The sequence below is a fragment of the Stenotrophomonas sp. TWI602 genome (assembly GCF_039674045.1).
In the GTDB taxonomy this organism is placed as follows: Bacteria; Pseudomonadota; Gammaproteobacteria; order Xanthomonadales; family Xanthomonadaceae; genus Stenotrophomonas.
Genome location: NZ_JBDJMT010000012.1, coordinates 80,426 through 106,922, shown reverse-complemented (window position 1 = coordinate 106,922; position 26,497 = coordinate 80,426). Strand labels below are relative to the sequence as shown.

Genomic DNA, 26,497 nt, shown 5'->3' with positions numbered 1-26,497 from the left:
CGGATCTGGCGGCCGACCCGATGGCGACGGAGAAGCTGGCCAGCGGCATCGATGCGTTCGCCAAGGATCTGGACGCGTTGCGGCAGACGATCCGCGAGCGGCTGTAAGCGCTGGCGGTTGGCTGGCTGTACGACAAAAGGCCCCGCTCATGCGGGGCCTTTTGTTTTTGGCGCGTACGGCAACGGCAACGGCAACGGCTCACTTTCGTTGGGGTTGGCGCGGTGTGGGTGCGTTGGGAAGAGCACGGGCAAGGAGCGTCGAGCAATGGTGCGAAACGCAGGTGACGAATCTGGTAGAGCCGACCGTTGGTCGGCTTCCTCCGCTATCAGGCGTCCACGCCGATGGGGCAGCTGACGCCGGTGCCGCCGATGCCGCAGTAGCCGTTGGGGTTCTTGGCGAGGTACTGCTGGTGGTAGTCCTCGGCGTAGTAGTACGCGGGCGCGGGGAAGACGAGCTCGGTGGTGATGGCACCGTAGCCGCTGTCGTTGAGGCGCTGCTGATAGGCGTCGCGGCTGGCCAGGGCAGCGTCGTGCTGGGCCTGGGTGGTGGCGTGGATCGCGGAGCGGTACTGGGTGCCGGTGTCGTTGCCCTGGCGCATGCCCTGGGTGGGGTCGTGACTTTCCCAGAAGACCTGGAGGAGGCGCTCAAGCGGGACGATGGCGGGGTCGTAGACGACCTCGACGATTTCGGTGTGCCCGGTGAGGCCGGAGCAGACTTCTTCGTAGGTGGGGTTCGGGGTGACGCCGCCGGCGTAACCGACCGAGGTCGAGTAGACGCCGGGGATGGTCCAGAATTTGCGCTCCGCGCCCCAGAAACAACCCATGGCGAAGCGGATGCGCGCCAGGCCGGTGAAGCTGTCTTTCAGCGGGTGGCTGTTGACGTAATGCTGGTTGTGCAGCAGCGGCAGGGGCTGGTCGCGGCCCGGCAACGCTTCTTCCGGGCGCGGCAGGCGCTGCTTGAAGGCGCCGATGCCCAACAGACCGTTTCCAATACCCAACATGGCGTTCTCCTAGGCCGGCAACAGGCCGGCGCTTTCGTCTCCGTCGAATATGGGGTCGTCCGGGGCCGCGCCCAAGTCCAGTTGGGCAACGATGTCTTCCGCTTCGGGACGGGCCAGATCGGGGACGCACACGCGCAGGACGCCGAACAGCGGGAGCTCGCCCATGCCCCCCAGCAGCGATTCACCGAAGACGAAGGCGGGGATGCCGGCGTCCTCCAGGGCGTGTTTGACCAGATGGGCGTCGAACAGGTTGTCGGCCTGGTAGATCACGTGCATGGGTGGGCTCCGGAGGGCATGGGCCCAGCATACGCCCGGGGGCTGAAGGCGTCCCGACCCGCGGCGGTCATCTTCCAGGCGCCGGCGGATCCGGTCGTGCCGGCCGCTGGCCGGCTCCCGATATCGCCGGCACTGTGCAGCGCCGGCCAGCGGCCGGCACGACCGAATCTTTGCCAGGCCATGAGGAGCCGGCCAGCGGCCGGCACTACCGAATGCGTCTGGAGGGGAGCCCCCTGAGTCAGGGGGCGGCGCCGAAGGCGCGGGGGTCTGGGTGATGGTGAGAAGGGGCCCGCGGTTTGCGCAGCAAAACGTGGGGCGACAGCGCGAATGCGGTGGCGCGTCCCCCGACAGGCTAAACTGTTGGTCTTTCTGCCTTTTAACTGCGACCGCGCATCATGTCCGAGTCTACCGCCGCCTCCACCGACGCCCTTCCGGAAACCCAGGAAAAACGGGATTTCATCCGTCAGATCGTCCGCGAGGACCTGGCCGCCGGCAAGCATGCCGCGATCAAGACGCGCTTCCCGCCCGAGCCCAACGGCTACCTGCATATCGGCCACGCCAAGTCGATCTGCCTGAACTTCGGCATCGCCGGTGAGTTCAACGGCGTGTGCAACCTGCGCTTCGACGACACCAACCCGGCCAAGGAAGATCCGGAGTACGTGGCCGCGATCCAGGACGATGTGCGCTGGCTGGGCTTTGAGTGGAACGAGCTGCGCCATGCCTCGGATTACTTCGATGCCTATTACCTGGCCGCGCAGAAGCTGATCACCGATGGCAAGGCCTATGTGTGCGACCTGTCGGCCGAGGAAGTGCGCGCCTACCGCGGCACCCTGACCGAGCCGGGCCGCCCGTCGCCGTTCCGCGAGCGCAGCGTCGAAGAAAACCTGGATCTGTTCCGCCGCATGCGCGCGGGCGAGTTCCCGGATGGTGCACGTACCCTGCGCGCCAAGATCGACATGGCCAGCGGCAACATCAACCTGCGCGACCCGGCGCTGTACCGGATCAAGCACGTCGAACACCAGAACACCGGCACTGCGTGGCCGATCTACCCGATGTACGACTTCGCGCATGCGCTGGGCGATTCCATCGAAGGCATCACCCATTCGCTGTGCACGCTGGAGTTCGAAGACCACCGCCCGCTGTACGACTGGTGCGTGGACAACGTCGATTTCGCCCACCACGATGCGCTGACCCAGCCGCTGGTCGATCGCGGCCTGCCGCGTGAAGCCGCCAAGCCGCGCCAGATCGAATTCTCGCGGTTGAACATCAACTACACGGTGATGAGCAAGCGCAAGCTGATGGCGCTGGTCACCGAGCAGCTGGTGGATGGCTGGGAAGATCCGCGCATGCCGACCTTGCAGGGCCTGCGTCGTCGTGGCTATACCCCGGCCGCGATGCGCCTGTTCGCCGAGCGCGTGGGCATCAGCAAGCAGAACTCGCTGATCGATTTCAGCGTGCTCGAAGGCGCGCTGCGCGAAGACCTCGACAGTGCCGCCGCGCGCCGCATGGCGGTGGTGGATCCGGTCAAGCTGGTGCTGACCAACCTGCCCGACGGTCACGAAGAAACCCTGACTTTCTCCAATCACCCCAAGGACGAGGCGTTCGGGACCCGCGAGGTGCCGTTCGCACGCGAACTGTGGATCGAACGCGAGGACTTCGCCGAGATCCCGCCCAAGGGCTGGAAGCGCCTGGTGCCGGGCGGCGAAGTGCGCCTGCGCGGGGCCGGCATCATCCGCTGCGATGAGGTCATCAAGGACGCCGAGGGCACCATCACCGAGCTGCGTGGCTGGCTGGACCCGGAATCGCGCCCGGGCATGGAAGGCGCCAACCGCAAGGTCAAGGGCACCATCCATTGGGTCAGCGCCGTGCACGCGGTACCGGCCGAGATCCGCCTGTACGACCGCCTGTTCTCGGTGGCCAACCCGGACGATGAGTCCGAGGGCAAGACCTACCGCGATTACCTCAACCCGGACTCGCGCCGCACCGTAACCGGCTATGTCGAACCGGCCGCGGCCACCGCTGCGCCGGAACAGTCGTTCCAGTTCGAGCGGACCGGCTATTTCGTCGCCGATCGCCGCGATCACACCGCAGCCACGCCGGTGTTCAACCGCAGCGTGACCCTGCGCGATACCTGGTCGGCGTAAGCTGGCTGTGGCCGGTGCCGGGCACCGGCCGCCTGATGTCACCTGCGCGACCCTGCCATGGCAGGGCCTGCGCTCCAGCTCCCCTGCGACCGGCGCAGCCCTGCGCCGGCGTGCGCGTGGCCGCGTTCAGCGCGGGCACGGCGTCCCTACGCGCGGCCCGATACACTGCCGCTGCTCCATCTTTGAAGAGGTTCATGCCCCGATGCTGTACGCGCAAGTCCATCTCACCCTGCCCGCCTGGATCCACGACCAGATCGATCTGGGCCGTGTCTATCCCGAGGATGCCGACAAGGTCGCGCTGGCGATCGAACTGTCGCGCCTGAATGTCGAGGCGCAGACCGGTGGCCCCTTCGGCGCCGTGGTGTTTGGGCCGGACCATCGTGTGATCGCCGCCGGCGTGAACCGCGTGGTCCCGCATACGACCTCGCTGGCGCATGCCGAGAACATGGCCTACATGCTGGCCCAGCAGCGCCTGCAGACCCCGCGCCTGAACGATGTGCTGTCGCCGATCACCCTGGCGACCTCCTCCCAGCCGTGCTGCCAGTGCTACGGCGCCACCATCTGGGCCGGTATCGATCGGCTGCTGATCGGTGCCAGCGCACAGGACGTGGAAGAACTCACCCCGTTCGACGAGGGTCCGCTGCCGGCGGACTGGATCGGCGAACTCAACAAACGTGGCATCGAGGTCGTGCGCGACATCGAGCGCGACGCCGCGCGCGCGGTCCTGCGCCAGTACGGAGAGATCAACGGTGCCCATTACTGATATCCGCGCTTCAGGCGCGATGCGATGAGCGGCCTGCTGTGTCTGTGCCGCCAGGGCTTTGAACCGGAACTGGCCGCCGAGCTCTCCGAGCGGGCGGCGTATGCCAACGTGGCCGGCTATGCGCGCACCCAGCGCAATGACGGCTACGTGGTGTTCGTCACCGAGGAGGGCGCGGCGCTGTCCAAGGCCTTGTCCTGGCGTTCGCTGATCTTCGCCCGGCAGAAACTGCAGGTGCTGGCCGAGCTGCCGCAGCTCGATGCCGCCGACCGCATCACCCCGATCATTGCCGCGCTTCAGGGGCAGCAACGCTTCGGCGACATGTGGGTCGAGCATCCGGACTCGGACGAAGGCAAGCCGCTGGCTGGGCTGGCCCGCGCGTTCGGCAACGCACTGCGCCCGGCGCTGCGCAAGGCCGGCCTGCTGACCGACAAGCCGAACACCGGCCTGCCGCGCCTGCACATCGTGTTCGTCGATGGTCGTCATGCGTTTGTGTGCGTGGCCGATACCCGCGACAGCGCGCCGTGGCCGCTGGGCATCCCGCGCCTGAAGCTGCTGCCCGATGCGCCTTCGCGCTCGGCGCTGAAGCTGGATGAAGCCCTGCTCACCCTGATGACGCCGGACGAGCGCGAGCTGCTGGTCAAGCCGGGCATGCGCGCGGCCGATCTGGGCGCTGCACCGGGTGGCTGGACGTGGGTGTTGACCCGCCAGCACGTGAAGGTGATCAGCGTGGACAACGGCCCGTTGCGCGAGCACGTGCTGGAGACCGGCCTGGTGGAGCACCTGCGCGCCGACGGCTTCCACTGGCAGCCGGAGACCCCGCTGGACTGGATGGTCTGCGACATGGTCGAACAGCCGCGCCGCGTGGCCGAGCGCATGGCCACCTGGTTCCGCGAGGGCTGGTGCAAGCACGCGATCTTCAACCTCAAGCTGCCGATGAAAAAGCGCTGGGATGAAACCCGCCTGTGTCTGGAGCTGTTCCAGGAACAGGCCGGCAAACCGCTGCACCTGCGCGCCAAGCAGCTGTATCACGACCGCGAAGAAATCACGGTGCTGGCTTCGCCGCTGCGCTGACCCAGGCGCATCACCGGTAGCGCCGGGCCATGCCCGGCTGGCCGCGCAACGCGCGACAATGATCGAAGCACGCGTCGGGTACCCGGCGCCCCACGTCATGTACGGAGTTTCCATGCGACGCCGATCCCGCCTCACCCTGCTGCTGTCCCTGGTGTCCCTGCTGCCCACGCTCGCGCTGGCCCAGGTCCACACCCCATCGCCAGCCGTCAGCGAACCGCTGCGCGAGGTGCCGGCCAGCGTGCGCGCGCAGCCGCTCTCGCAGGGTGAGGTGACCCATCAGGTGACGCTGGCCGCACCGGCCGGCGAAGCCGCGGTGACGGTGCGTTCGGTGCAGCCGGTGAGCGTGGTGGGACAGTACCGCATCGCGTTCGCGGCGCTGGATGTCGACGGCGACGGCTTCATCAGCCGCGCCGAGGCGCAGGCCAACCCGACGCTGGCCGATGAATTCAACGCGCTGGACGTGAAGCGGCGCGGCACGCTGGACCGCGCCGATCTGGCCGGCTGGCTGATCGACTGAGCGCGCCGCTCACCCCCCCGCCGCGCGCTTCCAGAACATCGATACCAGCGGCGGCAGCTTGCCGGCGCAGCCCAGCGCGCGACCGCGCGCCAGGGTCAGGTGCATCTCATCATTGGAGAACACCGTGTTGATCGCATCGAAGCTGTACGCAGCGACGGTGTTCTCACTGCGGCGTTCGCGTGCCCAGCGCTGCAGGCGGTGCGGTGACATCCACTCCTGGCGGCGCTGCTGTGCCGCCAGCACCATCGTCCGCAGCGCGGCGACATCGCGCAGGCCGAGATTGACACCCTGCCCGGCCAACGGATGCACCACATGCGCCGCATCACCGAGCGCGAGCACGCGGCCGGCGACGTAGCCGGTCGCCAACTGGCGGCGCAGCGGGAAGGCCGCGCGCTTGGAGGCCAGGGTCATCGCCCCCAGCCGCCCGGCAAAGGCATGGGTGAGCTCACGGCCGAAGGCGGCCTCGTCGAGTGCCAGCACGCGCCCGGCCTCGGCCTCGGGCAGCGTCCACACGATCGAACTGCGCTGCGCGCTGATCGGCAGGACCGCCAGCGGGCCGGTCACCAGGAAGCGCTGCCACGCGGTGGCTTCATTGTTCTTTTCGGTATCCACGTAGGCAACCACGCCACGCTGGCCGTAATCCTGGCGGGTCACCTCCAGCCCGGCCAGACGGCGCAGGGTGGATTCGGCCCCGTCGGCGGCGACCGCGAGCGAGGCGTCGAGCCGACGGCCGTCGTCCAGGCGCAGGCGCACCCCGTTGGCGTCCTGCTCGAGTGCTTCCACCCGCGCCGGGCAGCACAGCTGCACGCCGGCCCCCGGCAGCGCCGCCCACAGGCGGTCCACCAGCAGATCGTTCTCGACGATCCAGCCCAGTTGTTCGCGGCCGAGCGTATCGGCGTCGAAGCGCAGTTCGCCGCCGCCGGCCGCATCCCAGACCCGCATGCGGCGGTAGGCACAGGCACGCGCGGCGGTCACCGCCGGCCACACGCCGAGCGCGGCCAGCAGCTGGGCGTTGTCCGGCGCGAACGCATACACGCGCAGATCCGGTTGCTGCGGTTGCCAGGCGGCGGGCTCGCGGCCTTCCACCAACGTCACCGACAACCCGGCATCGGCCAAGGCCAAGGCACAGGCCGCGCCGACCACACCGCCACCGACCACCACCACGTCCTGCGGACGCCGGCTCACAGGCCCGCTCCGCGGCACAGCGCCGGCACCTGGCCGCGGAAGCCCATCGCGCCACCGACCAGCATCGACTGCATCGGCGTGGCCTGTGCCGCCAGCAACCCGAGCGAACGCAGCGGCCGCATCAGCGGTGCCGGGTTGCTGGTCAGGCGTGCCAGCCCGCCGGAGAAGGCGATGGTCTGCTCGCGGTCTTCCAGACGTCGTGCCACGTGTTCGCGCAGCAGTGCATCGCTGCCGGCATCGTCGGCCTCGGCGACCAGTTCGGCCAGGGTCAGCGCATCGCGCAGGCCCAGGTTGAAGCCCTGTGCGCCCAGCGGATGGATGGTCTGCGCGGCATTGCCAAGCAGGACGGCACGCTCGCCGACCAACGCGCGCGACAGCACCTGGATCAACGGATATGCGCTGCGCGGCCCGCTCTCCAGCAACCGGCCGGCACGCCAGCCGATCGCACCCTGCAGGCGGCTCACCCACGCCGCATCGTCCAGCGCCATCACCGCCTCGGCCTGCTCGCGGGCAACGCCGTGCACCGCACCGAAGTGACGGTCGCCACGCGGCAGCAACGCGGTCGGGCCGCTGTCGGTGAAGCGCTCGTACGCGGTGCCATCCGGCGCACGTGCGGCACGCACCCGCGACACGAACAGGGTCTGTTGGAAATCGTGTTCGTCCACGCCGATGCCCAGCGCGTCGCGCACGCCACTGCGGGTCCCATCGGCACCCACGACCAGGCGGGCCAACAGGCAGCGCTCACCTCGGTCATCGGCAATGAACACCTCGCGGTACCCGTCCACCGTGGCGCCCAGGCGCACGAACCGGGCCGGACGATAGCGGGTCAGGCGGGTCAGCGTCTCCAGCCGCGCCTCCAGCGCCTGGCCAAAATCGCGGGCCACGACCACCTGGCCGAACCACGGGCGCTGGTACTGCGCGGCCTCCATCTGCACCCGGCCGAAATCGCCGGCACGGCTGACATGGATACGGGTGATCGCGCCCGGCGCAGCGGCCAGCTTCTGCATCACGCCCAGCGCGGTCAGCGCGTTGACGGTGGCCGCAGCAAAGCTGAGGTTGCGCTGGTCGAAGACCGCCGGCAGCGTGCCCGGCGGCGACGCCTCGACCAGGCCGACATCGCGGCCGGCACGGTCCAGGGCGATGGCCAGGCTGGCACCGACCAGCCCGCCACCTACGATCACTACATCATGTCGTTCACTCATGCCCGCCATGATAAGGGTTCGTCCGTTCCGGCGGCGTGCGGCGGCCTGCCGCAGCAGGCGCTAGAATGAATGCCTGCCCTCACCCGTCACCGCCATGACCTCCACTGCCCAACGCGCCTTTGTCCTGTCCGTGCTCGTGCTGCTGATGGCGGCCACGCGGGTCAACCATTTCGCGGCGATTCCGGATGCCTCCTGGGCGGTGTTCTTCATCGGCGGCTTCTACCTGCGCCAGTGGACCCGCTGGGCGTTCCCGCTGCTGATGGCGCTGGCGGTAGTGGTCGACTGGATCGTGATCCGCCGCAGCGGCCTGGATTTCTGGCAGCACTACTGCGTCTCGCCGGGCTACTGGATGCTGCTGCCGGCGTACTTCGCGATGTGGGGCGGCGGCATGCTGCTGCGCGGCGGCTATCACGGCGCCCACTGGGCCGCGCTGGGCAAGGGCGCGCTGTTGCTGGTCGCGGCGGTGGCGGTCTGTCATCTGTTCGCGCAGGGCGGCTTCTACTGGACCAGTGACAGCGTGGCCGCCCCCACCCTCGGTGGCTGGGCGAAGAACTACAGCGACTGGTTCCTGCCCTACCTGCGCACCGCCGCGGTCTACGTCGGCCTGGCCGCCGCCCTGCAGCTGGCGACCGAACAGGTCGGCAAGCTGCTGCAGGCGCGCCGCGACGTGCTGCACTGAGCGCGGCCGGGCTCGCCGATGGGTAACCGCCTTTCCCGTATCTATACGCGCACCGGTGACGATGGCAGTACCGGGCTGGGCGATGGCAGCCGCGTGGCCAAGGACGACGCCCGCGTCGCCGCCTACGGCACCGTCGATGAGGCCAACTCGGCGCTCGGGGTGCTGCTCGCGGCACCGCTGCCCGACGACATCCGCGCGCTGCTGACGGTGATCCAGCACCAGCTGTTCGATCTGGGCGGCGAGCTGTGCATCCCCGGCCATGCCGCCATCCACGCCGCCGACATCGAGGCGCTGGAGCTGCAGTTGGACCACTACAACGCCGATCTGCCGGTGTTGAAGGAGTTCATCCTGCCGGCCGGTGGCGAAGCGGCGGCGCGCTGCCATCTGGCCCGCACCATCGTGCGCCGCGCCGAGCGCGAGACGGTCACGCTGGCGCGCCGCGAGACGGTCCGCCCGGAAGCACTGCACTACCTCAACCGCCTGTCGGACCTGCTGTTCGTGCTCGCGCGCGTGCTGGCCCGCGCCGACGGCCACGGCGAGGTGCTCTGGCGCCACGAGCGCCGCCACGCCTGAGCGGCCCTGCCGCCCCACCCGGATATCCTGCCCGCATGCTGGTTTTCACCCACCCCGCCTGTCTGCAACACGATCCCGGCCGCGGCCACCCCGAATGCCCGGCGCGCCTGCAGGGAGTGCTCGATGCGCTCAAGACGGCCTATCCGGACCAGCTGGACTGGCGGGAGGCGCCGCCGGCCAAGCTCGGCGAGCTGGCCCGGGTCCATGACAGCGAACTGATCGATCTGGTCCTCAAGCCGCAGACCGAGCCGCTGCGCCTGATCGACATGGACACCATGACCTCGCCCGGCTCGGCCAGTGCGGCCCTGCATGCGGCCGGTGCCGGCGTGGCGGCGGTCGATGCGGTGATGCTCGGCCAGGACCCGGTCGCGTTCTGCGCGGTGCGCCCGCCGGGCCACCATGCCAGCGCCAACACGGCGATGGGCTTCTGCCTGTTCAACAACATCGCCATCGCCGCGGCCTACGCCCGCGACCGCTATGGACTGGAGCGGATCGCCATCGTCGATTTCGACGTGCACCACGGCAACGGCACCCAGGACATCTTCATCGCCGATCCCGGGGTGGCCTACTACAGCACCCACCAGGCCGGTCTGTTCCCCAATTCCGGCCTCCGCCGCGACCGCGGGGCCGGCAATCTGATGAACATCCTGCTGCCCCCGGGCAGTGGCGGCTTCCGCTTCCGCAACACCTGGGCCGACGAAATGCTGCCGGCCATCGATGATTTCCGCCCGCAGCTGCTGCTGATCTCGGCCGGCTTCGATGCGCACATGCGCGACCCGCAGGCCGACCTGATGCTGGAAACCGAGGATTTCGCCTGGATCACCGCCGAGCTGCGCGGGCTCGCCCGCCGCCACGGCGCCGGGCGGATCGTGTCGATGCTCGAGGGCGGATACGACCTGCAGGCCTTGGCCGAGTGCAGCGTGGCCCACGTCGGCCAGCTGCGCTGAACCGCGCGGACCGGGCCTTGGAATGAACCCGGCCCCCTGCGTGGGCGGGACCTTCATTGCCCCTATGCAAGGGATGGGGCAAGCTACGATCCGTTTTCGCCCGAATCCGATACCGCGTGCGCCGAGCCCTCCGCCTGCTGCCCCTCCCCCTCAGTATCGCCATCTGCCTGCCGGCCCTGGCCGACGACAAGCCGGTGAACTGGGGCCTGTGCCCGGTGACCGACGTGCTGCCCGTGTTCGACGATGCGCCCAAGGCTGACAAAGCCGCGGCCGCGACGCGTGACCAGCAGCCGACGGACATCGAAGGCGACCAACTGACCGGTACCTCCGTGGTACCCAACTACCAGGGCAATGTCGCGCTCAAGCGCGGCGACCAGTTCCTGGGCACCGACAACCTGAGCTTCGACACCGAAAGCGGCAACTACATCGCCGAGGGCAACGTCCGCTATCAGGACTCCTCGATCCGGATGAAGGCCAAGCGCGCCGAAGGCAATCAGGAAAGCGACACCCACAAAATCTCCGACATCCAGTACCAACTGGTGTCCCGCCGGGGCAACGGTGGCGCCGAGTCGATCGATCTGCAGGGCGCGGTGGGCCAGATGCACCGCTCCACCTACACCACCTGCGATCCCTCGCAGCCGGTGTGGAAGCTCTCGGCACCGCAGATCGAGGTCGATAACGACGCCGGCTTCGGTACCGCGCGCAATGCCGTGCTGCGCATCGGCAAGGTTCCGGTGCTGTGGGCGCCGTACTTCAAGTTCCCGATCGATGACCGCCGCCAGACCGGCCTGCTTTACCCGCAGGTGGGGCTGTCCGGCCGCAACGGCTTCGACTACACCCAGCCGATCTATCTGAACCTGGCGCCGAACTTCGACGACACCCTGATGCCGCGCTACATGAGCAAGCGCGGTTTCATGCTCGACAACGAATTCCGCTATCTCTACGACGGCGGCCGCGGCGAGCTGCTGACCGCCTACCTGCCCAACGACAAGCTGCGCGACAAGGATCGCGGCCGCGTGGAGTTCAGCGGGTACCACAACATCAACGCCAACTGGCAGGCCCGTGCGAGCCTGGCCTGGGTCAGCGACGAGCGCTATCTGGAGGATTTCTCCAACCGGCTGCTCGGCGTGACCACCTCCAACCTGCAGAGCCAGATCGGCATCTACGGCACCGGTGAGAACTGGACCGGCGGGCTGATGGCCGACTATTGGCAGCTCACCGATTACACCCTGACCGAAGCGTCCCTGCCGTACGCGCGCCAGCCGCGCCTGTTCGTCAACTGGGACAAGCCGCTGCTGCCGTGGCTGGAAACCGGCGTGTATGCCGAAGCGGTGAACTTCACGCACCTGGACGTGCACGAGAAGTTCGGCGCGGACCAGGAATACGAGCGCACCGGTGTGTCACGCAGCATGGACGGCGGCTCGCGACTGGATGTGAAACCGTATGTCTCGATGCCGTTCAGCGGCGCGGCCTGGTACGTCACCCCGACCCTGGCCTACCGCTACACCGGGTACGATTTGGAACGCGGGTTGGCCGATGACATCCGTCGGCAGAATCTGATCGCCGCCGGCATCGACCCGGCTACCGCGACCCCCGACCAATTGCGCGGCAACACCTCGCCGAGCCGCAGCCTGCCGATCGGCACCATCGACGCGGGCCTGTTCTTCGATCGGGAAACCACCATCGGCGACACGCGCTTCCTGCACACGCTGGAACCGCGCCTGTTCTATCTGCGTACGCCCTACCGCGACCAGAGCGACCTGCCGGTGTTCGATACGCGTGACTTCACCTTCAGCTGGGGCCAGCTGTTCCGCGACTCGCGCTACTCCGGCGCCGATCGCCAGAACGACGCCAACCAGCTGACCATGGCGGTGAGCACCCGCTTCATCGACCAGGACACCGGCAAGGAGCGCTTCTCGGGCAGCATCGGCCAGATCCTGTACTTCGATGATTCCCGGGTCACGCTCAACAGCAGTGAAACGCCGGTCGAGCAGGGCAAGTCGGCCTGGATCGCCGATACGAACTACATGATCAACGACCGCTGGACCTTGGGTGCCACCTATCAGTGGGATCCCAAGTACAAGCGTGAGGATCTGGCCAGCGTACGCGCGCGCTACCTCATGTCCAACGACGGCATCGTCAACCTGACCTACCGCAGCCGCTTGAATCCACAGGCCTCGACCACGGCGACCCGCCGCGACCGGACGCTGCTGGAGCAGGCCGACCTGTCCTTCCTCTACCCGCTCAACGAGCGCTGGAGCCTGGTCGGACGCTATTACTACTCCATCCAGGACCGCGCCCCGCTGGAAATCATCGGTGGCGTGCAGTGGGACAGCTGCTGTCTGGCCGTTCGCGCCATCGCCCGCCGCTACGTGCGCAATCGCGAGGGTGAACTGAACAACTCCTTCCAGATCGAGTTCGTGCTCAAGGGCCTGAGCTCCATCGGCCAGAACACGGACCGCACCTTGCGCCGTGCTATTCTCGGGTACTACCGAGACGACCTCTATCTGGTGCCGCCCAGCAACACCGGTGCAGCCCGCGACGACTACGATCCGAATCAGATCCCATGACCAAGACCCTTCCCGTACTCCTCGCCTCCCTGCTGGCGGTCTCGTCCGCGACGGCCCCGTTGCAGGTGCTGGCCCAGCAGAGTCAGCCGCTGGACCGCATCGCGGCGATCGTCGATGAGGACGTCGTGCTGCAGAGCGAACTGGACCGCGCCGTCCAGAACATCAAGGCCCAGTACGCCGGTCGTGAAAACCAGCTGCCGCCTGATGACGTGCTCAGCCGCCAGGTGCTCGAGCGTCTGGTGCTGGTGAAGCTGCAGGTGGCGCGTGCCGAGAGCAGCGGCATCAAGGTCAGCGATCAGGAACTGAACCAGGCCATCAACGCCATCGCCCAGCAGAACGGTTCCACCCTGGATGCCCTGCGCCAGCGTCTGGCCAGCGATGGCCTGGATTTCAACGATTTCCGCAATTCGGTGCGTGACGAGATCACCGTCCAGCGCCTGCGCCAGAGCTTCGCGCAGAGCCGCATCACCGTCAGCGAAGGCGAAGTGGATGGCGCGCTCAAGCAGCAGGCCACCGTGGGCACCCAGTACCACCTGGCCCACATCCTGATCGGCCTGCCGGAAGGCGCCACCGCCGAGCAGATCACCACCGGCCAGAAGAAGGCCGATGGCGTCAAGGCGCTGCTGGACAAGGGCGAGCTCGACTTCAACGCGGCCGCCGTCCGTTATTCGGACAGTCCCAACGCGCTGGAAGGCGGCGACCTGGGCTGGCGTTCGCTGGATGAAATCCCGAATGCCTTCGCGCAGATGATGAAAGAGATGAAGTCCGGCGACGTGGTCGGCCCGCTGCGTGGCCCCAGTGGTTTCCAGCTGCTGAAGCTGGTCGAGGTGCGTGATGCCAGCGCGGCCGCTGACGGCGGTCACACCATCACCGAATACCACGCCCGTCATATCCTGGTCCGCATCACCGACCAGCAGGACAATGCCGCGGCCAAGGCCAAGATCGACACGCTGCGTGCCCGCATCGCCGGCGGCGCCGAGTTCGATGCAGTGGCCAAGGAGTCCTCGGAAGACAACAACAGCAAGGGCCAGGGCGGCGATCTGGGCTGGTTCCCGGCCGATGCCTTCGGCCCGGACTTCGGCAAGCAGGTTGAAGGCATCACCGACGGCGGCGTGAGCCAGCCGTTCCGTACCGATGCCGGCTGGCACATCGTCCAGCGCGTCGCCACGCGCCAGACCGATGCCACCACCGACAACCAGCGCGCCCAGATCCGTGAAACGATCGGCCGCCGCAAGCTGGAGGAAGAGTACAACCGCTTCCTGCAGGAATTGCGTGGCGAAGCCTACGTGGATATGCGCGGTTATGCCCCGGGTGCCGCGGCGACCACGCCGCCGCAGTCCTGATCCATGCTCCCGCAGCTCGCGCTGGTACCGGGCGAGCCGGCGGGGATCGGCCCGGAGCTCTGCCTCCGTCTGATCCAGCAGCCGCGCACCGATTGCCGGCTGCTGGCCTTCGCCGACCCGGACACGCTGCAGGCTGCCGCCGCTGCGCTGTCGCTGCCGCTGCAGCTCCTGCCTGAAGACACCATCGCCCGCCAGCCGGGCGATCTGCCGTTGCGCGCGGTGCCCAATGCGGTGCCCTCCCGTTTCGGCACGCCGGATCCAGCCAACGCCGGGGCGGTGATCGGCGCGCTGCGACAGGCCGGGCAGGCCTGCCTGACCGGTGAACTGGCCGGCGTGGTCACCGGCCCGGTGCACAAGGCGGTCATCAACGAGGGCGGCATCGCCTACAGCGGCACGACCGAACTGCTGGCCGACCAGGCCCGCACCCCGGTGGTGATGATGCTCGCCAATGACATTGTCCGGGTCGCCCTGGCCACCACCCACCTGCCCTTGCGCGCCGTGGCCGATGCGATCACCCCTGACGGGCTGGCGCTGACCCTGCAGATCGTCCACGACACCCTGCAGCGCGATTTCGGCCTGGCCTCGCCGCGCATCGCCGTGCTCGGGCTGAACCCGCACGCTGGCGAAGACGGCCACCTGGGCCGCGAAGAGCTCGACCTGATCATCCCCCTGCTGGAGCGCCTGCGCACCCGGGGCATGGACCTGGTCGGCCCGCTGCCGGCCGACACCGCCTTCCTGCCGGCCAAGCTGGCCGGGTTCGACACGGTGCTGGCCATGTACCACGACCAGGGCCTGCCGGTGCTCAAGTACAGCGGCTTCGAGCAGGCCGTCAACATCACCCTGGGCCTGCCCTACCCGCGCGTCGCGGTCGACCATGGCACCGCCCTGGATCTGGCCGGCCGCGGCGTGGCCGACCCTTCCAGCCTCCTCGCTGCCACCGCGCTGTGTGCCCGGCTGGCGCGCCAACGTACACTGGTGTCATGACTTCTTCGTATTCCTCCTCCGGCGCGCCCGGTTTCTCCGGCCCCGCCAAGAAGCAGCTCGGCCAGCACTTCCTCGCCGACCGCAGCTACATCGACAAGATCGTGCTGGCGGTCAGCCCGAAAGACGGCGACCGCCTGGTCGAGATCGGCCCGGGCCAGGGCGCGATCACCCTGCCGCTGCTGCGCCGCCACCCGAAGCTGACCGTGATCGAGTTCGATCGGGATCTGGTCGGCCCGCTGGCCGCCGCCGCCGAACCGCTGGGCGAGATGACCATCATCCACCGCGACGTGCTGCAGGTGGACTTCACCGAGCTGGCCGCAGGCAGCCCGATCCGCCTGGTCGGCAACCTCCCCTACAACATCTCCTCGCCGATCCTGTTCCATGCGCTGGACCACGCGGCGGTGATCACCGACATGCACTTCATGCTGCAGAAGGAAGTGGTCGACCGCATGGCCGCCGATCCGGGCAGCAAGGTGTATGGCCGGCTGAGCGTGATGCTGCAGGCGTTCTGCAAGGTCACCTCGCTGTTCGTGGTGCCACCGGGTGCGTTCCGTCCGCCGCCGAAGGTCGATTCGGCGGTGGTGCGGCTGGTCCCGCGGGATCCGGCCACGGTCGGCATCCTGGACCGCAAGCGCTTCGCCCACGTGGTCAAGGCCGCCTTCGGGCAGCGTCGCAAGACCCTGCGCAATGCCCTGCAGAACGTGTGCACGCCCGAGCAGTTCGAAGCGGCTGGCGTGCGCAGCGACGCCCGCGCCGAGCAGCTGGACGTGGCGCAGTTCATCGCGCTGGCCAACGTCCCGTACGAGGCTGACGCGCCGCAGGGTTGAGCGCGCCACCTCGTGGCCAGCACCGGCCGCGCGCACGTAGAACCGCCTGACATCCATGACGGGGGCGCTGCCAGCTTGGGCAGCACTCATCTCATCGTGCACAACATTCACTAAACTGCCTGCATGAACGACGCTGCAAACTACGCGATCTCCGTCGAGGTCGCCCCCCGATTCCTCGATGACCAGTCCACCCCGGAGGACGGCCGCTACGCGTTCGCCTATACGATCCGCATCCTCAACCGGGGCCGCGTCGCGGCACGGCTGGTGGCCCGCCACTGGCGGATCACCGATGCCAATGGCCGCATCGAGCATGTCGACGGCGATGGGGTGATCGGCGAGCAGCCGCGGCTGCGCCCCGGTGAAGACTTCCGTTACACCTCCGGTGTCATGCTGGAGACCGAGCACGGCACGATGCAGGGGCACTACGACATGGTGGCCGATGACGGCACCGAGTTCGCCGCCCCCATCGCGCCGTTCGTCCTGACCGTTCCGCGCACACTGCACTGATGGAGGCGCACGCATGAGTGTCTGGGCCATCGGCGACCTGCAGGGCTGCTACGACGTCACCCAGCGGTTGCTGGAAAAAATCAAGTTCGACCCCGCGGTCGACAAACTGTGGTTCTGCGGCGACCTGGTCAACCGCGGTGGGCAATCGCTGGAAACCCTGCGCCTGGTCCATTCGCTGCGCGAGAGCAGCGTGATCGTGCTGGGCAACCATGACCTGTCCCTGCTTGCCGTCGGTGCCCGCACCGAGGAAGAGCAGCGCAAGGTCAACCCGGACCTGCTGCGGATCGTGCAGGCCGAGGACCGCGACGAACTGCTGGAGTGGCTGCGCCTGCAGAAGCTGGCCCACGTGGACCGTGAGCTGGGCTGGATGATGATCCACGCCGGGCTGGCCCCGAAGTGGACCACCCAGCTGGCCGAGAAGCACGCCCGCGAGGTCGAGCAGCAGCTGCACGGCAGCGGCTACCGCAAGCTGTTCCGCAACATGTACGGCGACAAGCCGAGCTGGTCACCCGGCCTGGCCGGCTACGACCGCTCGCGCGCGATCATCAACCTGTTCACCCGCATGCGTTACTGCACGCCGCGGGGCCGGATCGGGATCGAGGACAAGGGCACGCCGGGCACCCAGGAACAGGGGCTGTATCCCTGGTTCGAAGTGCCGGGCCGCGCCGAGCGCGATCTGAAGATCGTCTGCGGGCACTGGTCCGCCCTCGGCCTGACCATCACCCAGGGCGTGCACGCGATCGATACCGGCGCGGTCTGGGGAGGCAAGCTCACCGCACTGCAGTTGGATACCGAAGAACTGCGCGTGGTGCAGGTGCCGGGCCGCGATGTGCCCAAGCCGGTCTCCGCGCCGCGTCCGCCGGCACGCCGGCCGGCCGTCGAGGGGGCGCCGCCGAGCGGGCGTCCACCGCGTCAGGGTCAGGGTCAGGGTCAGGGTCAGGGGCGCGATCGTGGCCGCGGTGGCCAGGGCCGACAGGGCGGTGGTGCGAAGCCCGCGCAGAACGCCGAGCAGCAGCCGCGGCAACAGCAGCAGCCGCAGAGCAACGACATCACCAGCGACGCCGAATGAGCCGCAGGCCGGTCAGTGCGACCGGCCTGCCTGCAGCGCGTGCTCAGGCGCGGCGGTAATCCACGAAATCGAACGCGTACGCGTGCCGCTCGTCGGCCGCGTGGTGTTCGCGCGCCACTTCCACCCACAGCGCCGGATCGACCGGCGGGAAATGGGTATCGGCCGGTACCGTGGTCTGTACCCAGGTCAGGTGCAGATCGGTGGCCTGGGCCATGGCCAGGCGATAGATCTCACCGCCACCGATCACGCACAGTTCTTCCGCGTCGGTGTCCGCTGCGGCCTGCAGCGCCTGCTCGATCGAGGCCACCGCCTGCATGCCGTCGAACGGCACCTGCCCGCTGCGGGTCAGCACCAGGTTCAACCGGCCCGGCAAGGCACGGCCGAGCGACTGCGCGGTCCTGCGCCCCATCAGGATCGGCTTGCCGACGGTCAGCGCCTTGAAGCGCTTGAGATCATCGGGCAGCTTCCACGGCAGGTCGTTGTCACGGCCGATGCCGTGGTCGCGGTCAAGCGCGGCGATCAGCGAGAGCTTCATGCGCGTGCCGCTCACACCGCCACCGGGGCCTTGATCGCCGGATGCGGGTCGTAACCATCGATGCGGATGTCATCGAACTGGAAACCGAACAGATCGGTCACCTCGGGGTTCAACCACAGTGTCGGCAGCGCGCGCGGCTCACGCGCGAGCTGTTGCCGGGCCTGCTCGAAGTGGTTCGAGTACAGGTGCGCATCACCCAGGGTGTGCACGAAATCGCCGACACCCAGCCCCGTTGCCTGCGCCACCATGTGGGTCAGCAGCGCATAGCTGGCGATGTTGAACGGCACGCCGAGGAATATGTCGCCGCTGCGCTGGTAGAGCTGGCAGCTGAGCTTGCCGTCCACCACGTAGAACTGGAACAGGTTGTGGCACGGCATCAAGGCCATCTGCGACAGCTCGCCCACGTTCCAGGCGCTGACCACCAGCCGCCGCGAATCGGGGTTGCGCTTGATCTCGTCCACCAGCCACTGCATCTGGTCGATCGCGCCGCCATCGGCAGTGGCCCAGCTGCGCCATTGCTTGCCGTAGATCGGGCCGAGGTCGCCGTTGGCATCGGCCCACTCGTCCCAGATCCGCACCTGGTTGTCCTTGAGGTACCCGATGTTGGTATCGCCCTTCAGGAACCACAGCAGCTCGTGGATGATCGAGCGCAGGTGCAGCTTCTTGGTGGTGACCAGCGGGAAGCCGTCATTGAGGTTGAAGCGCATCTGCCAGCCGAACACGCTGCGCGTGCCGGTACCGGTGCGGTCGGATTTCTCCGTGCCGTGCTCCAGCACATGCTCAAGCAGTTCCAGATAGGCCTTCATGCCTTGGCTCCTTGGGCGGCGACCGGCAGCACCGGCTGCAGCACCGGCGCGCGGCGCGACAGCACCAGCAGCACCAGGCCGAACACCACCAGCGGCAAGCTCAGCAACTGGCCCCGGGTGAACCAGTCGAAGGCGAGGTAGACGCCGTTGTCGGGCATGCGCACGAACTCGACCGCGAAGCGGAAGATGCCATACATCAGCGCGAACAGGCCGGCGATGACGTAGCGGTGGCGCGGCTTGGCCGACACGGCCCACAGCACCACGAACATCACCAGGCCTTCCAGCAGCGCTTCATACAGCTGCGAGGGATGGCGGGCGTACGGGTTGAGCGCGCCGGTGGCGAACTCGGCCTTCAGCGTGGCCAGATCCAGCGCGTTCAACGGTGCCGGCAGGCCGCTCGGGAACACGACGCCCCAGCTGCCATCGGTGTACTTGCCCCACAGCTCGGCGCCGATGAAGTTGCCGATGCGGCCGAAGCCCAGGCCCAACGGGACCAGCGGTGCCATGAAATCGATCGTGTCGAACAGGTGCAGGCGATGCTTGCGCGACCACCACCACGCGGCGAACAGCACGCCGAGCAGGCCACCGTGGAAGCTCATGCCGCCGTCCCACACCTTGAACAGCAGCAGCGGGTTGTGCAGGAATTCGGAGGTGGCGTAGAACAGCATGTAGCCCACGCGGCCACCGACGACCACGCCGAGCATCGCGTAGAACAGCAGGTCGGAGAAGCCATTGGCATCGACCCCGGGCAGGCGCCCGGCCGCGATCCGCTTGCGCCCCAGCCACCAGGCCGCAGTGAAGCCGAGCAGGTACATGATGCCGTACCAATGCACCTTGATCGGCCCGAGCGAGATGGCGATGGGGTCGATGTCGTGGAAATAGATCATGAAGGGCGCCTTGCAGGGATGCCGATATTCTAGCGCCGCCCGGGAGCGGCCTCGCGGCGGCCCCCGACCGCGCGATTGCCGGGCTTCAGCCCAGGATCTGCGGCGTGTCCGGCAGGCCGTCATCCTGTGACCCCGGAACGGGCGGATAGTGCCCGGCCAGCAGGTCCGAAACCTCTTCGATCGCCAGCAGCACGGCCTCCTGCAGCGCACCCTCGCGCAGCCGCTGCTGCATGTGCGCGCAGATGGCCCGCCACTGCGCCTCACCGATCCGGCCGCGCAGGCCGCGATCGGCGACCAGCTCGATCGCATGGTCGGCCAGCAGCAGGTAGATCAGCACGCCATTGTTGTGTTCGGTATCCCAGGTGCGCAGCTGGGCGAAGGCCTGCCCGGCGCGTTGCTGTGCGGTGATGCCCTGCCACAACGCGGCCAGCGGCAGATCCGCTTCCACCGCGAACATGACCTGGCCACCGTGGCGGCGCTCGCCGGCGGTGATCGCCTCGGTGATCGCCTGCAGCTGTGCGGGTGGGAAGGCGCGCCGCACCGACGGGGAGAACACATGCCGGAGCCAGCGCATCACCAGCCTCCCGAGGCGCCACCGCCTCCCGAACGTCCACCCCCTCCGCCCCAGCCGCCTCCACCGCCGCCGAAGCCACCCCCGCCGCCACCGAACCCGCCACGGCCCCAGCCACCCCCACCCCAGCCGCCACTGCGCGCGAACACGCCGCCGCGACCGGCCGACGTCAGGCCGACCAGCAGGCCCACCACGGCGGCCGCGCCACTGGCGACCACCAGCGAGGTGAACAGGAACGCCGCCACCCCGGCCCCGGCACCGCTCGCCAGCGCGCGCAGCGGTCGCGGCAGCCAGCCCAGGATGCCGCGCAGGAACAGACCGGCAAACAGGCCGATGCCCAGCGCCATCGTCCAGTTGCCACCCGCCGGGGCGTCCTGGGCGCGATGCGTGCTGACCGGCGCGGGCAGCGCCTCGCCGTCGATCAGCTTGACCAGCGCGGCGCTGGCGTCGGTGAGGCCACCGGCGTAGTCGTTGCTGCGGAACCGCGGGGCCAGGTACTCCTGGATCACCCGGTTGGCGATCGCATCCGGGATCGCGCCTTCCAGGCCGTAGCCCGGCTCGATGCGGACCCGGCGATCGTCCTTGGCCACCACCAGCAGCACGCCGTCATCCACGCCCTTGCGGCCGATGGACCACTGCTCGAACACCCGCTGGGTGTACTGCTCGATGGTTTCCGGCGCGGTGGTCGGCACCATCAGGATCTGCAGCTGGCTGCCCTTGCGCTGCTGCAACGCCAACGCCTGCGCTTGCAGGGCCTGGATCTGCGCTGCGTCCAATGTGCCGGTGGTGTCCACCACCGGCGAGGACATCGGCGGGATGGCCGCCTGGGTCTGCGCCCAGGCCGGCAGCGCCAGCGCCAGGCAGAGCAGCAGCAGGCAACGCAGCAGGCGCGTGGTCACGGGCTCAGTTCGCCGGCTGTGGCTGCTGCTGCGGGGCGGGCGGCTGCGGCGCGGGCGCCGGCGCCGGTTCCTGCGAACCGAACTTGACCGCCGGCGGCTGCGAGATCTGCGCCTCGTTCTCCACCGTGAAGTTCGGCTTGGTCGCATAGCCGAACAGCTTGGCGGTGATCACCTGCGGGAACTGGCGGATGTAGGTGTTGTAGTCCTGCACCATCTGGATATAGCGGCCGCGCGCCACGGTGATGCGGTTCTCGGTGCCTTCCAGCTGCGCCTGCAGATCGCGGAAACCCTGGTCGGATTTCAGGTTCGGGTAGTTCTCGGTGACCACCAGCAGGCGTGACAGCGCACCGCTCAGTTCGCCCTGGGCCTGCTGGAACTGCTTCAGGGAGTCGGCGTCGTCGGCATTGACGTTGACCTGCCCCACGCGCGCACGGGCGTTGGTGACATCGGTCAGCACCTGGCGTTCCTGGTTGGCATAGCCTTCCACGGTCTGCACCAGGTTGGGGATCAGATCGGCGCGGCGCTTGTACTGGTTGAGCACCTCGGCCCAACCGGCCTTGACCTGCTCATCCTTCTGCTGGATGGCGTTGTAGCCACAGCCGGACAACAGGGAGGCCAGCACGGCCAGGCACAACAAACGGGAGAACGATCGCATGGCCGGCTCCGGATCTCGATGAACGGGATCCGGAGCATGCCACGTCTTGGGTAAAGCGGATGTGGTAACGGCGGTTGGTCGGTACCCACGGGTTGCCGACCCGGGTCGGCACCCACGGAATACCGACCAACGGTCGGTATCTACCAGTTGCCGGCACCCGGCACGTTGTGTGCCACGGCGCGACGGCGCATCAGCAGGTTCAGCCATTCCACCAGCACCGAGAAGCCCATCGCGGCGTAGATGTAGGGCTTGGGCACGTGCACGCTCAGGCCATCCAGGATGAGCACCACGCCGATCAGCAGGATGAAGGCCAGGGCCAGCATCTTCACGGTCGGGTTGGCATCGATGAAGCGGCCCAGCGGGTTGGCGGCCAGCAGCATCACGGCGACCGACAGCAGGATCGCGGCGACCATCACCGGGATGTGGTCGGCGATGCCCACGGCGGTGATCACCGAGTCCAGCGAGAACACGATGTCGATCACGGCGATCTGCGCGATCACCATGCCGAACACGGCCGAGGCCTTGGTGGTGGTCGGGTCTTCGTCTTCGCCGCCGGTGATCAGCTCGCGGATCTCCATGGTGCCCTTGATGATCAGGAACAGGCCACCGAGGATCAGCACCAGGTCGCGGATGGAGATGCCCATGCCGGCGATGGTGAACAGGTTGGCTTCCATGTGGGCCAGATAGGCCAGCGAGACCAGCAGCAGGATGCGGGTGATGCAGGCCACCGCGATGCCGAGCTTGCGCGCGAACGGACGGCGCGCCTCGGGCAGCTTGCTCACCGCGATCGAGATGAAGACCAGGTTGTCGATGCCCAGCACGATTTCCAGCGCGCTCAGCGTAAACAGGGTCAACCAGACATTGGGGTCGGACAACAACTCAAGGAACATGGACTTCCATCCTTACAGGGGGGATGACGCGCGTAACGCGTCAGAAGTGTTACGTCAGAGGATCTGCGGCAGCAGGATCAGGACCCAGCACACCAGTACGTTCATCATCAGCACGAAGACCGCGGCCGAGCCCATGTCCTTGGCACGTCCGGCGAGCTCGTGGAACTCCGCGCCGTAGCGCTCGATCACCGCCTCGATCGCCGAGTTGGCCAGTTCCATGGCCAGCACCAGCAGCACCGAGCCGATCATCAGCGCACGCTCCACCGGGGTCTGGCCGAGCCAGAGCGCCAACGGGGCGAGCACGATCAGCAGGTAGACCTCCAGCCGGAACGAGGACTCGTGCAGCCAGGCCGCACGCAGCCCCTGCCAGGACCAGACCGCGGCCTTGAAGATGCGCTTGGGGCTGCGCGGCAGGTGGCCGATTTCATCCGCCATGGGCAGGTGCCCCGGTCGGCAACGCAGGCCGGAACGGCAGGAACAGCACACGGCAGACAGTCATGGGCATCGCTGAATGGGGCAGGCAATCCCTCATTTTGCCATAAGCCGGCCAAGCCATTGTCGAAGGCGGCCAACGCCCGTCCGTGGTAAAGCGCGGCGTGGCGGCAGCTTTTATGATGGACGCCTGCCCGTCCGGGCACCCGAGCGGGTGCCCCACCCCAGGAGTTGCCCATGCTGCATCGCCGTGCCCGCCCCCTTCTGCTCGCCCTTGCCCTGGGAGCCGCCCTGCCCGCGTCGGCCCGTACCCCGGCCCCCGCTCCGCAGGTGCCCACCCAGGTCTCCAACGTGGCCTGGGCCGGCGACATGGCGCAGTTCGCGGCCCAGGACGCGACCAACCCGCCCCCGCGCGGGGGCATCGAGTTCATCGGCAGCTCCTCGATCCGCATGTGGGAGAGCCTGGCCACCGATTTTCCGGGCCAGCCGGTGTTCAACCGCGGCTTCGGCGGCTCGGAAGTGCGTGACAGCACCTGGTACGCCGACCGCATCGTGATCCCGTATGCGCCGTGCAAGGTGTTCTTCTATGCCGGCGACAACGACCTCAACAGCGGCCGCAGCCCGGCCCAGGTCCGCGACGACGTGGTGGCCTTCGTCAAGCGTGTGCACCGCGACCTGCCCAAGACCACGGTGGAAATCATCTCGATCAAGCCCAGCCCCTCGCGCGCGAACCTGCTGCCCGCTGTGGTGGAAGCCAACGGCTTGATCCAGACGGCGCTGGCCTCGCTGCCCAACACCGGCTACACCGATGTCTACACGCCGATGCTCGGTGCCGACGGCCAGCCGCGCGCCGCGCTGTTCCGCGAGGACATGCTGCACATGACGCCGGACGGCTATGCGATCTGGCGCAAGGCGCTGGCGCCCAAGGTGCAGTGCCACTGAGCCACGCGGGGAGGCGCAGCGCCTCCCCGACTCAGCGGTAGTGGATCGTGGCCTGGGTACCCTGCCCGGGCTCGCTGGTCAGGGCGATCTTCCAGCCGAAGCGGTCGCACAGCCGGCGCACGATCGACAGCCCCAGCCCGGTGCCCTGTGGACGGCTGGGCTCGGCACGATAGAACGGCTCGAACGCACGCCCGAGTGCTTCGGCGGACATCCCGATGCCGGTATCGCGCACGACCACGCGATCGTCTTCGACATCGACGTCGATCCGGCCTTCGTCGGTATAGCTGCAGGCATTGCGCAGCAGGTTGCTGACCACCACCTGCAGCACCCGCGGCGGCGCGTGCAGCATCACCGGGCCATGGCTGTGCAGGTGGATCTCCACGGGCCGCCCGGCAATCAGCTCGCGGGCGTTGTCGACCTCGTAGCGGACGATCTCGTTGACGTCGAACAGCTCGACCTGCGGCTCGACATCGGCCTCGCGGGCGAGGATCAGGAAGGCATCGATCACCGCTTCCATGTCACGCCCGGCGCGCTGGATGCGCTGCAGGCCGCGGCGCAGGCGCGGGGTCATGTCCTGGTCGCCCAGCGCCATGTCGCTGGCCACCCGGATCACGGTCAGCGGGGTGCGCAGCTCATGGCTGGCATCGCGGGTGAAGTTGCGCTCGCGCGCGACGTGCGCGGTGACCTTGGTGGCCAGCGAGTGCAGCGCCGCGGCCAGCTGGCGGGTCTCGCCCTGCATGTCGGCCGGCAGCTTGGCCGGGGCCAGATCGGCCGCTTCCGGATGCCCGGGGTCCCATCGCGAGACGCGCCGGGCCAGCCAGTTCACCGGGGATACCAGGCGTTTGGAGGCGCGATAGGTGATCCACGAGGCGCCGTAGACGGCCAGCAGGGTCAGCAGCACCGGCACGACGCCGAACCAGAACGCCAGCATCTCCGCGCGCGAACGCAGGAACACCAGGTACAGGCGGCCTTCCGGACGCGCATCGACCAGCACCAGCTGGTCGTCGTCCTTGAGCTCATGGAAGCCGGGGGTGAGCGTGCGCAGGTTGGCCGGCAGGCTCAGCGGCGACTGCCCGGTCTCGAGCAGGTAACCGCGGATGTTCTGGGTATTGGGCGGCGGCTGCACCGGCGAGGCCTCGTGCAGTTGCCAGTAGTAGCCGGCTTCTTCCTGCAGCGCGCTGCTGACCAGGCTGTGCTTGATCACCAACGACACCAGCCAGGCACCCAGCAGGATGCCCAGGCTGGCGAGCACGGCTTGGAGGATGAAGACGATGCGGATCTTGCGCGGCAGACCGTGCGGCATTACGGGGTCCAGGGCGGTTCGCGGCGATTATAGGAAAGCTTGCCGTGAGTCCATCGTGCAAACCATGACAACGGCCCGGCAGATGCCGGGCCGTCATGCTCCAGAGGGTACCGGAGGATCGGATCGCTCATGCCGCCCGCAGGCGGCCGAGCGGCGATCGACCGCCCATCAGCTCATCGGCTGGGCGATATCGGCAATACGGTAGCCGGCGCTCTGCACGGTGTGCAGCAGCGGGCGGTCGAACGGCTTGTCGATGATCTTGCGCAGGTTGTACAGATGGCTGCGCAGGGTGTCCGAGTCGGGCAGACCATTGCCCCAGATCTCGCGTTCGATTTCCTGGCGGGTCACCACACGCGGCGATTCGCGCATGAGGATCGTCAGCAGGCGCAGGCCGATCGGCGAGAGCTGCAGTTCGGTGCCGGCACGCGTCGCGCGCATACTGACCGGATCGAGCACGAGGTCGGCGACCTTGAGCACTTCCGAGCCGACCTGGCGACGCTCGCGACGGATCAGCGCGCGCAGACGGGCTTCCAGTTCCTGGATCGCGAACGGCTTGGTCAGGTAGTCATCGGCGCCGAACCCCAGGCCGGTGAGCTTGTCGTCCAGCGTGTCGCGCGCGGTCAGCATCAGCACCGGCGTGGACTTGCGCGCGTCGTTGCGAAGGCGGCGACAGACTTCGATGCCGTCCAGACGCGGCAGCATCAGGTCCAGCACGACCACGTCGTAGCTGTTCTCGGCCGCCAGACGATAACCGTCCAGCCCATCCTGGGCGTAGTCGACTTCGAAGCCGCGCCCTTCCAGGTACTCGCCGATCATCTCGGAAATATTACGGTTGTCTTCGACCACCAGCACCAGGCCGGAGGTCTCCTTTGTCTGACGCATGGGATTCCCTCTTTCTTCAGCTTTGTGAAACATGCCGC

28 protein-coding genes and 1 pseudogene are annotated in these 26,497 nt (G+C 68.0%); 15 read left to right on the top strand and 14 right to left on the bottom strand.

Translation table 11 applies throughout. The features are described from left to right. Window positions 1–107, top strand: a pseudogene (locus tag ABE483_RS12750) (transaldolase); the annotation flags it as partial. A 218-nt stretch (window positions 108–325) separates the two neighbouring features. Here ABE483_RS12750 and msrA read toward each other — a convergent pair. Further along, window positions 326–979 (bottom strand): peptide-methionine (S)-S-oxide reductase MsrA, encoded by a 654-nt coding sequence (gene msrA, locus ABE483_RS12745; protein ID WP_313210261.1) that lies wholly within the window; start codon window positions 977–979, stop codon window positions 326–328. 30 nt (window positions 980–1,009) lie between these two features. Beyond that, on the bottom strand, window positions 1,010–1,276 hold the full coding sequence (locus ABE483_RS12740; protein WP_102789560.1) for a DUF2007 domain-containing protein: 267 nt from the start codon (window positions 1,274–1,276) through the stop codon (window positions 1,010–1,012). 395 nt (window positions 1,277–1,671) lie between these two features. Here ABE483_RS12740 and ABE483_RS12735 point away from each other — a divergent pair, with 395 nt between their 5' ends. The 4 genes from ABE483_RS12735 (at window position 1,672) to ABE483_RS12720 (ending at window position 5,771) form a co-directional block, all read left to right on the top strand. After that, window positions 1,672–3,420, top strand: a complete 1,749-nt coding sequence (locus ABE483_RS12735) for a glutamine--tRNA ligase/YqeY domain fusion protein (protein ID WP_313219950.1) — start codon at window positions 1,672–1,674, stop codon at window positions 3,418–3,420. A 202-nt stretch (window positions 3,421–3,622) separates the two neighbouring features. Beyond that, window positions 3,623–4,183, top strand: a complete 561-nt coding sequence (locus tag ABE483_RS12730) for a nucleoside deaminase (RefSeq protein ID WP_123728403.1) — start codon at window positions 3,623–3,625, stop codon at window positions 4,181–4,183. A 24-nt stretch (window positions 4,184–4,207) separates the two neighbouring features. Then, a complete protein-coding gene (gene rlmM, locus ABE483_RS12725) occupies window positions 4,208–5,254 on the top strand; it encodes a 23S rRNA (cytidine(2498)-2'-O)-methyltransferase RlmM (protein ID WP_313210104.1) in 1,047 nt (348 codons plus the stop codon). 112 nt (window positions 5,255–5,366) lie between these two features. After that, on the top strand, window positions 5,367–5,771 hold the full coding sequence (locus tag ABE483_RS12720) for an EF-hand domain-containing protein (protein WP_313219951.1): 405 nt from the start codon (window positions 5,367–5,369) through the stop codon (window positions 5,769–5,771). Window positions 5,772–5,780: 9 nt separating this feature from the next. Here ABE483_RS12720 and ABE483_RS12715 read toward each other — a convergent pair whose 3' ends face one another. After that, complete coding sequence (locus ABE483_RS12715) at window positions 5,781–6,956, bottom strand: UbiH/UbiF family hydroxylase (protein ID WP_313210108.1); 1,176 nt, start codon at window positions 6,954–6,956, stop codon at window positions 5,781–5,783. Next, window positions 6,953–8,158, bottom strand: coding sequence for a 2-octaprenyl-6-methoxyphenyl hydroxylase (gene ubiH, locus ABE483_RS12710; RefSeq protein ID WP_346481813.1), 1,206 nt, complete (start codon window positions 8,156–8,158; stop codon window positions 6,953–6,955). The genes ABE483_RS12715 and ubiH overlap by 4 nt, the downstream gene beginning before the upstream one ends. Before the next feature lie 94 nt (window positions 8,159–8,252). Between ubiH and ABE483_RS12705 the strand changes: the two genes are divergently transcribed. The 9 genes from ABE483_RS12705 to ABE483_RS12665 all read left to right on the top strand — a co-directional run bounded on the left by ABE483_RS12705 (window position 8,253) and on the right by ABE483_RS12665 (window position 17,657). Continuing rightward, the gene (locus ABE483_RS12705) at window positions 8,253–8,837 is read left to right on the top strand and encodes a hypothetical protein (protein WP_313210112.1); all 585 of its coding nucleotides are present in this window, start codon (window positions 8,253–8,255) and stop codon (window positions 8,835–8,837) included. Between the two features lie 18 nt (window positions 8,838–8,855). Then, window positions 8,856–9,410, top strand: coding sequence for a cob(I)yrinic acid a,c-diamide adenosyltransferase (locus ABE483_RS12700; RefSeq protein WP_313210114.1), 555 nt, complete (start codon window positions 8,856–8,858; stop codon window positions 9,408–9,410). Window positions 9,411–9,445: 35 nt separating this feature from the next. Next, on the top strand, window positions 9,446–10,357 hold the full coding sequence (locus ABE483_RS12695; protein WP_313219954.1) for a histone deacetylase family protein: 912 nt from the start codon (window positions 9,446–9,448) through the stop codon (window positions 10,355–10,357). A gap of 116 nt (window positions 10,358–10,473) precedes the next feature. Beyond that, complete coding sequence (gene lptD / locus ABE483_RS12690) at window positions 10,474–12,927, top strand: LPS-assembly protein LptD (RefSeq protein ID WP_313219955.1); 2,454 nt, start codon at window positions 10,474–10,476, stop codon at window positions 12,925–12,927. Further along, window positions 12,924–14,270 (top strand): peptidylprolyl isomerase, encoded by a 1,347-nt coding sequence (locus ABE483_RS12685; RefSeq protein ID WP_313210120.1) that lies wholly within the window; start codon window positions 12,924–12,926, stop codon window positions 14,268–14,270. The genes lptD and ABE483_RS12685 overlap by 4 nt, the downstream gene beginning before the upstream one ends. Window positions 14,271–14,273: 3 nt before the next feature. Beyond that, window positions 14,274–15,254 (top strand): 4-hydroxythreonine-4-phosphate dehydrogenase PdxA, encoded by a 981-nt coding sequence (pdxA, locus tag ABE483_RS12680; RefSeq protein WP_346481812.1) that lies wholly within the window; start codon window positions 14,274–14,276, stop codon window positions 15,252–15,254. Then, window positions 15,251–16,081, top strand: a complete 831-nt coding sequence (rsmA, locus tag ABE483_RS12675) for a 16S rRNA (adenine(1518)-N(6)/adenine(1519)-N(6))-dimethyltransferase RsmA (RefSeq protein WP_152154483.1) — start codon at window positions 15,251–15,253, stop codon at window positions 16,079–16,081. The genes pdxA and rsmA overlap by 4 nt, the downstream gene beginning before the upstream one ends. A 123-nt stretch (window positions 16,082–16,204) precedes the next feature. Further along, window positions 16,205–16,588 carry a Co2+/Mg2+ efflux protein ApaG gene (gene apaG / locus ABE483_RS12670; RefSeq protein WP_121042792.1) on the top strand — a complete coding sequence of 128 codons (384 nt, stop codon included), beginning with the start codon at window positions 16,205–16,207 and terminating at the stop codon, window positions 16,586–16,588. 13 nt (window positions 16,589–16,601) lie between these two features. Then, window positions 16,602–17,657 (top strand): symmetrical bis(5'-nucleosyl)-tetraphosphatase, encoded by a 1,056-nt coding sequence (locus ABE483_RS12665; protein ID WP_346481811.1) that lies wholly within the window; start codon window positions 16,602–16,604, stop codon window positions 17,655–17,657. 43 nt (window positions 17,658–17,700) lie between these two features. On the opposite strand, the gene ABE483_RS12660 is transcribed toward ABE483_RS12665, so the two are convergent. From ABE483_RS12660 to ABE483_RS12625, 8 genes are all read right to left on the bottom strand, one after another. Next, a complete protein-coding gene (locus tag ABE483_RS12660; RefSeq protein ID WP_313210132.1) occupies window positions 17,701–18,192 on the bottom strand; it encodes a dihydrofolate reductase in 492 nt (163 codons plus the stop codon). A gap of 11 nt (window positions 18,193–18,203) precedes the next feature. Next, the gene (locus ABE483_RS12655; RefSeq protein WP_313219958.1) at window positions 18,204–18,998 is read right to left on the bottom strand and encodes a thymidylate synthase; all 795 of its coding nucleotides are present in this window, start codon (window positions 18,996–18,998) and stop codon (window positions 18,204–18,206) included. Next, window positions 18,995–19,885 (bottom strand): prolipoprotein diacylglyceryl transferase, encoded by an 891-nt coding sequence (lgt, locus tag ABE483_RS12650; protein WP_313210136.1) that lies wholly within the window; start codon window positions 19,883–19,885, stop codon window positions 18,995–18,997. Before lgt ends, ABE483_RS12655 begins: the two co-directional genes overlap by 4 nt. Before the next feature lie 85 nt (window positions 19,886–19,970). After that, a complete protein-coding gene (locus ABE483_RS12645) occupies window positions 19,971–20,459 on the bottom strand; it encodes a TPM domain-containing protein (protein WP_346462829.1) in 489 nt (162 codons plus the stop codon). After that, window positions 20,459–21,355: a TPM domain-containing protein gene (locus tag ABE483_RS12640; RefSeq protein ID WP_346481810.1), complete on the bottom strand. Its 897-nt coding sequence runs from the start codon at window positions 21,353–21,355 to the stop codon at window positions 20,459–20,461. The genes ABE483_RS12645 and ABE483_RS12640 overlap by 1 nt, the downstream gene beginning before the upstream one ends. Window positions 21,356–21,359: 4 nt before the next feature. After that, window positions 21,360–22,010 (bottom strand): LemA family protein, encoded by a 651-nt coding sequence (locus ABE483_RS12635; protein ID WP_346481809.1) that lies wholly within the window; start codon window positions 22,008–22,010, stop codon window positions 21,360–21,362. 140 nt (window positions 22,011–22,150) lie between these two features. Beyond that, complete coding sequence (locus ABE483_RS12630; protein ID WP_088433998.1) at window positions 22,151–22,900, bottom strand: TerC family protein; 750 nt, start codon at window positions 22,898–22,900, stop codon at window positions 22,151–22,153. A gap of 54 nt (window positions 22,901–22,954) precedes the next feature. After that, on the bottom strand, window positions 22,955–23,335 hold the full coding sequence (locus tag ABE483_RS12625; protein WP_346481808.1) for a diacylglycerol kinase: 381 nt from the start codon (window positions 23,333–23,335) through the stop codon (window positions 22,955–22,957). 234 nt (window positions 23,336–23,569) lie between these two features. On the opposite strand from ABE483_RS12625, the gene ABE483_RS12620 reads away from it, so the two are divergent. After that, complete coding sequence (locus ABE483_RS12620; RefSeq protein WP_346481807.1) at window positions 23,570–24,274, top strand: SGNH/GDSL hydrolase family protein; 705 nt, start codon at window positions 23,570–23,572, stop codon at window positions 24,272–24,274. A 31-nt stretch (window positions 24,275–24,305) separates the two neighbouring features. Here the strand turns inward: ABE483_RS12620 and ABE483_RS12615 are convergent, their stop codons facing one another. Beyond that, on the bottom strand, window positions 24,306–25,577 hold the full coding sequence (locus ABE483_RS12615; protein ID WP_313210148.1) for a HAMP domain-containing sensor histidine kinase: 1,272 nt from the start codon (window positions 25,575–25,577) through the stop codon (window positions 24,306–24,308). 168 nt (window positions 25,578–25,745) lie between these two features. Next, window positions 25,746–26,459 (bottom strand): response regulator transcription factor, encoded by a 714-nt coding sequence (locus ABE483_RS12610; protein ID WP_019182442.1) that lies wholly within the window; start codon window positions 26,457–26,459, stop codon window positions 25,746–25,748. Window positions 26,460–26,497 lie beyond the last annotated feature (38 nt).

Bases quoted from the DNA above. Each gene is read 5' to 3' on its own strand.
- ABE483_RS12740 (WP_102789560.1), bottom strand. From the start codon at position 1,276: ATGCACGTGATCTACCAGGCCGACAACCTGTTCGACGCCCATCTGGTC.
- ABE483_RS12735 (WP_313219950.1), top strand. From the start codon at position 1,672: ATGTCCGAGTCTACCGCCGCCTCCACCGACGCCCTTCCGGAAACCCAG.
- ABE483_RS12730 (WP_123728403.1), top strand. From the start codon at position 3,623: ATGCTGTACGCGCAAGTCCATCTCACCCTGCCCGCCTGGATCCACGAC.
- rlmM (WP_313210104.1), top strand. From the start codon at position 4,208: ATGAGCGGCCTGCTGTGTCTGTGCCGCCAGGGCTTTGAACCGGAACTG.
- ABE483_RS12720 (WP_313219951.1), top strand. From the start codon at position 5,367: ATGCGACGCCGATCCCGCCTCACCCTGCTGCTGTCCCTGGTGTCCCTG.
- ubiH (WP_346481813.1), bottom strand. From the start codon at position 8,158: ATGAGTGAACGACATGATGTAGTGATCGTAGGTGGCGGGCTGGTCGGT.
- ABE483_RS12705 (WP_313210112.1), top strand. From the start codon at position 8,253: ATGACCTCCACTGCCCAACGCGCCTTTGTCCTGTCCGTGCTCGTGCTG.
- ABE483_RS12700 (WP_313210114.1), top strand. From the start codon at position 8,856: ATGGGTAACCGCCTTTCCCGTATCTATACGCGCACCGGTGACGATGGC.
- ABE483_RS12695 (WP_313219954.1), top strand. From the start codon at position 9,446: ATGCTGGTTTTCACCCACCCCGCCTGTCTGCAACACGATCCCGGCCGC.
- ABE483_RS12685 (WP_313210120.1), top strand. From the start codon at position 12,924: ATGACCAAGACCCTTCCCGTACTCCTCGCCTCCCTGCTGGCGGTCTCG.
- pdxA (WP_346481812.1), top strand. From the start codon at position 14,274: ATGCTCCCGCAGCTCGCGCTGGTACCGGGCGAGCCGGCGGGGATCGGC.
- rsmA (WP_152154483.1), top strand. From the start codon at position 15,251: ATGACTTCTTCGTATTCCTCCTCCGGCGCGCCCGGTTTCTCCGGCCCC.
- apaG (WP_121042792.1), top strand. From the start codon at position 16,205: ATGAACGACGCTGCAAACTACGCGATCTCCGTCGAGGTCGCCCCCCGA.
- ABE483_RS12665 (WP_346481811.1), top strand. From the start codon at position 16,602: ATGAGTGTCTGGGCCATCGGCGACCTGCAGGGCTGCTACGACGTCACC.
- ABE483_RS12660 (WP_313210132.1), bottom strand. From the start codon at position 18,192: ATGAAGCTCTCGCTGATCGCCGCGCTTGACCGCGACCACGGCATCGGC.
- ABE483_RS12655 (WP_313219958.1), bottom strand. From the start codon at position 18,998: ATGAAGGCCTATCTGGAACTGCTTGAGCATGTGCTGGAGCACGGCACG.
- lgt (WP_313210136.1), bottom strand. From the start codon at position 19,885: ATGATCTATTTCCACGACATCGACCCCATCGCCATCTCGCTCGGGCCG.
- ABE483_RS12645 (WP_346462829.1), bottom strand. From the start codon at position 20,459: ATGCGCTGGCTCCGGCATGTGTTCTCCCCGTCGGTGCGGCGCGCCTTC.
- ABE483_RS12635 (WP_346481809.1), bottom strand. From the start codon at position 22,010: ATGCGATCGTTCTCCCGTTTGTTGTGCCTGGCCGTGCTGGCCTCCCTG.
- ABE483_RS12630 (WP_088433998.1), bottom strand. From the start codon at position 22,900: ATGTTCCTTGAGTTGTTGTCCGACCCCAATGTCTGGTTGACCCTGTTT.
- ABE483_RS12625 (WP_346481808.1), bottom strand. From the start codon at position 23,335: ATGGCGGATGAAATCGGCCACCTGCCGCGCAGCCCCAAGCGCATCTTC.
- ABE483_RS12620 (WP_346481807.1), top strand. From the start codon at position 23,570: ATGCTGCATCGCCGTGCCCGCCCCCTTCTGCTCGCCCTTGCCCTGGGA.
- ABE483_RS12615 (WP_313210148.1), bottom strand. From the start codon at position 25,577: ATGCCGCACGGTCTGCCGCGCAAGATCCGCATCGTCTTCATCCTCCAA.
- ABE483_RS12610 (WP_019182442.1), bottom strand. From the start codon at position 26,459: ATGCGTCAGACAAAGGAGACCTCCGGCCTGGTGCTGGTGGTCGAAGAC.